This window comes from Streptomyces sp. L-9-10, from assembly GCF_004151105.1.
In the GTDB taxonomy this organism is placed as follows: Bacteria; Actinomycetota; Actinomycetes; order Streptomycetales; family Streptomycetaceae; genus Streptomyces.
The window spans coordinates 1-206 of the sequence record NZ_PHRF01000087.1; the positions used below are offsets into that span (position 1 = coordinate 1).

1 pseudogene is annotated in these 206 nt (G+C 73.3%); it reads left to right on the forward strand.

From position 1 onward, the window contains the following. Positions 1–206 (forward strand): annotated as a pseudogene (locus CU044_RS20070) (2-oxoglutarate ferredoxin oxidoreductase subunit alpha); the annotation flags it as partial.

Consider the following 206-nt stretch of genomic DNA (forward strand, 5'->3'; position numbering starts at 1 on the left):
GGCGCGGCGCTGGGCGCGGCGTTCGGGGGTTCCCTGGCGGTGACGACGACGTCGGGGCCGGGGGTGGCGCTGAAGTCGGAGACGATCGGTCTGGCGGTCTCACTGGAACTGCCGCTGCTGGTCGTGGCGATCCAGCGCGGCGGGCCTTCCACCGGGCTGCCGACGAAGACGGAGCAGGCCGATCTCCTCCAGGCGATGTACGGGCG